Source organism: Stenotrophomonas sp. HMWF023 (genome assembly GCF_003060985.1).
Taxonomy (GTDB): domain Bacteria; phylum Pseudomonadota; class Gammaproteobacteria; order Xanthomonadales; family Xanthomonadaceae; genus Stenotrophomonas; species Stenotrophomonas lactitubi.
The window spans coordinates 5,330-8,953 of the sequence record NZ_QAIJ01000191.1 but is presented as its reverse complement, the minus strand read 5'-3'; the positions used below and the strand labels follow the sequence as shown (position 1 = coordinate 8,953).

The window sequence follows — 3,624 nt, the reverse complement described above, 5'->3', positions numbered from 1 at the left end:
GCAGTGCGTTCATGGTTGGCCCACATGATACCTGCACCGTACCCGTCCAGACGCCGAAGTATGGTCGTTGTGCATCAACGGGATGCGTGGTTTCAGCTGAAAACACTACGCACGCGTACGGAGACGCGGTTTGATATCCGCCTGATCCGTCGTGCATCCTCGGGAACTCGTTGCCTTGTTTTCGCTTCCAGGATTGCGCTTTCCATGACTCGTCTCCACGCGTTCAACCGCGACCAGCTGCTGGCCAGCGCACGCGGTGAACTGTTCGGCGCTGCCGCCGGCCGGTTGCCCAACGACCCGATGCTGATGTTCGACCGCATCACCGAAATCCGCGAGGACGGCGGACCGCATGGCAAGGGCATGGTACGCGCCGAACTGGATATCCGTCCGGACCTGTGGTTCTTCGGCTGCCACTTCATCGGCGACCCGGTGATGCCCGGCTGCCTGGGCCTGGATGCCATGTGGCAGCTGACCGGCTTCTTCCTCACCTGGTTGGGTGCGCCCGGCAAGGGCCGCGCCCTGGGCTGCGGTGAAGTGAAGTTCACCGGCCAGGTGCTGCCCGATGCCAAGCTGGTGCGCTACGAGATCGACATCAGCCGCGTCATCAACCGCAAGCTGGTGATGGCCCAGTCCGACGCGCGCATGTACGTGGACGACCGCGAGATCTACAACGCCCGCGACCTGCGCGTGGGCCTGTTCACTGAAACCGGGAGCTTCTGATGCGTCGCGTCGTCATCACCGGCATGGGCATCACGTCCTGCCTCGGCAATGATCTGGATACCGTTTCGGCCGCCCTGCGCGAGAGCCGCGCCGGCATCACCGCGCTGGCCGACCACGCCGAAGCCGGCCTGCGCAGCCAGGTCGGCGGTCGCGTCGACCTCGACCTGGACGCGCTGATCGACCGCAAGCAGAAGCGCTTCATGAGCGATGCCGCCGCCTTCGCCTACCTGGCGATGGCCGATGCCATCACCGATGCGGGCCTGACCCCGGAACAGGTCAGTGGCCTGCGCACCGGCCTGATCGCCGGTTCCGGTGGTGGCTCCAGCGAATGGCAGGTAGGTGCGGTCGATCTGCTGCGCAGCCGCGGCGTGCGCAAGGTCGGTCCGTACATGGTGCCGCGCACGATGTGCTCGACCGTGTCGGCCTGCCTGGCCACCGCATTCCAGATCAAGGGCGTCAGCTACTCGCTGTCGGCCGCATGCGCGACCTCCGCACACTGCATCGGCGCGGCTGCCGACCTCATCCGCCACGGCGCGCAGGACATCATGTTCGCCGGTGGCGGTGAAGACCTGCACTGGTCGATGAGCGTGATGTTCGATGCGATGGGTGCACTGTCCACCAGCTTCAACGACACCCCCGCCAGCGCCTCGCGCCCGTATGACAAGGACCGCGATGGCTTCGTCATCGCCGGTGGTGGCGGCATGCTGGTGCTTGAGGATTACGACCACGCCGTGGCACGTGGCGCACACATCCATGCCGAGCTGATCGGTTATGGCGTGACCTCCGATGGCGCCGACATGGTCGCCCCGTCCGGTGAAGGTGCCGTGCGCTGCATGAAGATGGCGCTGCAGAACGTCGACCGTCCGCTGGATTACCTCAACACCCACGGCACCTCGACCCCGCTGGGCGATGTGACCGAGCTGGGTGCGATCCGCGAGGTGTTCGGTGATGCGATTCCGCCGCTGTCCTCGACCAAGGCGCTGTCGGGCCATTCGCTGGGCGCTGCCAGCGTGCATGAAGCGATCTACTGCCTGCTGATGATGCGCGACGGCTTCGTGGCCGGTTCGGCCAACATCGGCGAGCTGGACCCGAGGGTGGAAGGCTTCCCGATCCTGCGCGAAAGCCGCGAGCAGAAGCTGGACACGGTGATGTCCAACAGCTTCGGCTTCGGTGGCACCAACGCAGCGCTGGTGTTCGGCAGGGTGTGATCGCAAAGCGTGCCGACCAAGGTTGGCACCCACCGGGTTTGGGGTTGGCACCTGCCAGAGCGGTAGCGCCGGGCCATGCCCGGCGGGTGCGGTGAAGCGTGCCGACCTATGGTCGGCACCCACCCTCACCCACCGTTACCTCGGCAACAGCGGCAGCAGCAGCGCGTGGGCGTCCACCAGCGAACCGACGATGCGGTGGCCCAGCGCGCGCAGTTCTTCATCGGGATGCACCAGGTCCGGCACCTGGATCACGGTCATGCCCGCAGCCAGTGCGGCACGCGTGCCGGCAGGGGAATCCTCCAGCGCCAGGCAGCGTTCCGGTGCCTTGCCCAGCCGCTGCGCGGCCAGCAGGTAGATGTCCGGTGCCGGCTTGGCCCGCGCCACGTCGCCACCGGCGATCACCGCATCGAAGTACGGCAACAACCCGGTCGCGGCCAGCTTGCGGTTGGCCCGCGGCTGCCGGGTCGAGGTCGCCACCGCACGCGGCACCGCGTGCGCTTTCAGCAGTTCCAGCAGCTCCAGGATGCCCGGGCGCAGCGGCAACCCTGTCTGCGTGCGTTCCTCGTACAGATCATGGCAGCGCGCCGCCATCGCCTCGATCATGCTGTCTTCGATGCCCTGCTGGCGCAGCAGCGCCTGGCTGTCGCGGTCACCAAGACCGACCATGCGCACGAAGAAGCTGGCATCCAGCGGCAGGCCGAACTCCTCTGCGGCCTCGCTCCAGCATGCAAGCGACACACGCTCGCTGTCGATCATCAGGCCGTCCATGTCGAAGATGACGGCGTCAGGCAGGAACGGCAGCGCAGCGATGGAGGTCATGGAGCGAACAGCGTATCCAGATCGGTGGAGGTCAGCAGCCGCCATTGCCCTTCGGCCAGTCCCTGCAGGTCCAGGCCACCGACACGGCTGCGATGCAGTGCCTGCACGTGGTTGCCTGCGGCAGCGAACATGCGGCGAACCTGATGGTAGCGACCTTCGTGCAGTATCAGGCGCGCCTTGCGCGGCCCGAGCACCTGCAGTTCAGCCGGCAGCAGGGGCGTCTTCTCCGCTTCCAGCATCAGCGTGCCGCTGGCAAACAGCGCCACCTCGTCACCGCGCAGGTCTTCGGCCAGCTCCACTTCGTAGACCTTGGGCAGCTTCGACTTCGGCGAAATGATCCGGTGCAGCAGGTTGCCGTCGTCGGTCAGCAGCAGCAGGCCGCTGGTCTCACGGTCCAGGCGGCCGACGGTGGACAGCACCGGGTCGCGGTCGCGGAAGCGCGGCGGCAGCAGGTCGTAGATCAGGCGGCCTTTGTCCTTGGTCGAACAGGTGTAGCCGGCCGGCTTGTACATCGCCAGCGACAGGCCCACCGGCGGGTCCAGCGGCTCGCCATCGACCCGCACCGCTTCATGCGGCACCTGGTCGTCGGCATACAGCACCTCGCCATCGGCGTCGGTGACGCGGCCTTCGCGGAACATCCACTGCACCTGCTTGCGGCTGCCGTAGCCGAGGTTGGCGATGTGCTTGACCAGTTTCACCGACCCTTCCCCTTGCCCTTCACTGCCTCGACCAGCTTGAAGCCATCGCGCTCGGCAACCACGCGGACCGCGCCGAAGCTCTCGTTGAGCGTGTACTCGTACGGCAGGTGGCGGTTGGCCACCACGTACAGGCGCCCGCCCGGGCGCAGCGCCTGCGCGGCCACGGCGATGAAGCGCTG

The 3,624-nt window shown here is 66.8% G+C and carries 5 protein-coding genes; 2 read left to right on the top strand and 3 right to left on the bottom strand.

Annotated elements, in window-relative coordinates:
* The first annotated feature begins 204 nt into the window (after window positions 1-204).
* Together fabA and fabB are read left to right on the top strand one after the other, a co-directional pair.
* Window positions 205-720, top strand: coding sequence for a 3-hydroxyacyl-[acyl-carrier-protein] dehydratase FabA (gene fabA / locus DBR20_RS10290; RefSeq protein WP_025878420.1), 516 nt, complete (start codon window positions 205-207; stop codon window positions 718-720).
* A complete protein-coding gene (gene fabB, locus DBR20_RS10285) occupies window positions 720-1,928 on the top strand; it encodes a beta-ketoacyl-ACP synthase I (RefSeq protein WP_025878419.1) in 1,209 nt (402 codons plus the stop codon). The genes fabA and fabB overlap by 1 nt, the downstream gene beginning before the upstream one ends.
* A gap of 135 nt (window positions 1,929-2,063) precedes the next feature.
* On the opposite strand, the gene DBR20_RS10280 is transcribed toward fabB, so the two are convergent.
* The 3 genes from DBR20_RS10280 to DBR20_RS22950 form a co-directional block, all read right to left on the bottom strand.
* On the bottom strand, window positions 2,064-2,747 hold the full coding sequence (locus tag DBR20_RS10280) for an HAD family phosphatase (protein WP_108266109.1): 684 nt from the start codon (window positions 2,745-2,747) through the stop codon (window positions 2,064-2,066).
* Window positions 2,744-3,445 carry a 16S rRNA pseudouridine(516) synthase gene (locus tag DBR20_RS10275; RefSeq protein ID WP_108266108.1) on the bottom strand — a complete coding sequence of 234 codons (702 nt, stop codon included), beginning with the start codon at window positions 3,443-3,445 and terminating at the stop codon, window positions 2,744-2,746. Before DBR20_RS10275 ends, DBR20_RS10280 begins: the two co-directional genes overlap by 4 nt.
* Window positions 3,442-3,624: class I SAM-dependent methyltransferase (locus tag DBR20_RS22950; RefSeq protein WP_258223287.1), on the bottom strand; the 183-nt coding region annotated here is incomplete at its 5' end. The genes DBR20_RS10275 and DBR20_RS22950, both read right to left, overlap by 4 nt.

What these genes read in the sequence shown, in the direction of transcription:
- fabB (WP_025878419.1), top strand. Translation starts at nt 720, where the DNA reads ATGCGTCGCGTCGTCATCACCGGCATGGGCATCACGTCCTGCCTCGGC.
- fabA (WP_025878420.1), top strand. Translation starts at nt 205, where the DNA reads ATGACTCGTCTCCACGCGTTCAACCGCGACCAGCTGCTGGCCAGCGCA.
- DBR20_RS10280 (WP_108266109.1), bottom strand. Translation starts at nt 2,747, where the DNA reads ATGACCTCCATCGCTGCGCTGCCGTTCCTGCCTGACGCCGTCATCTTC.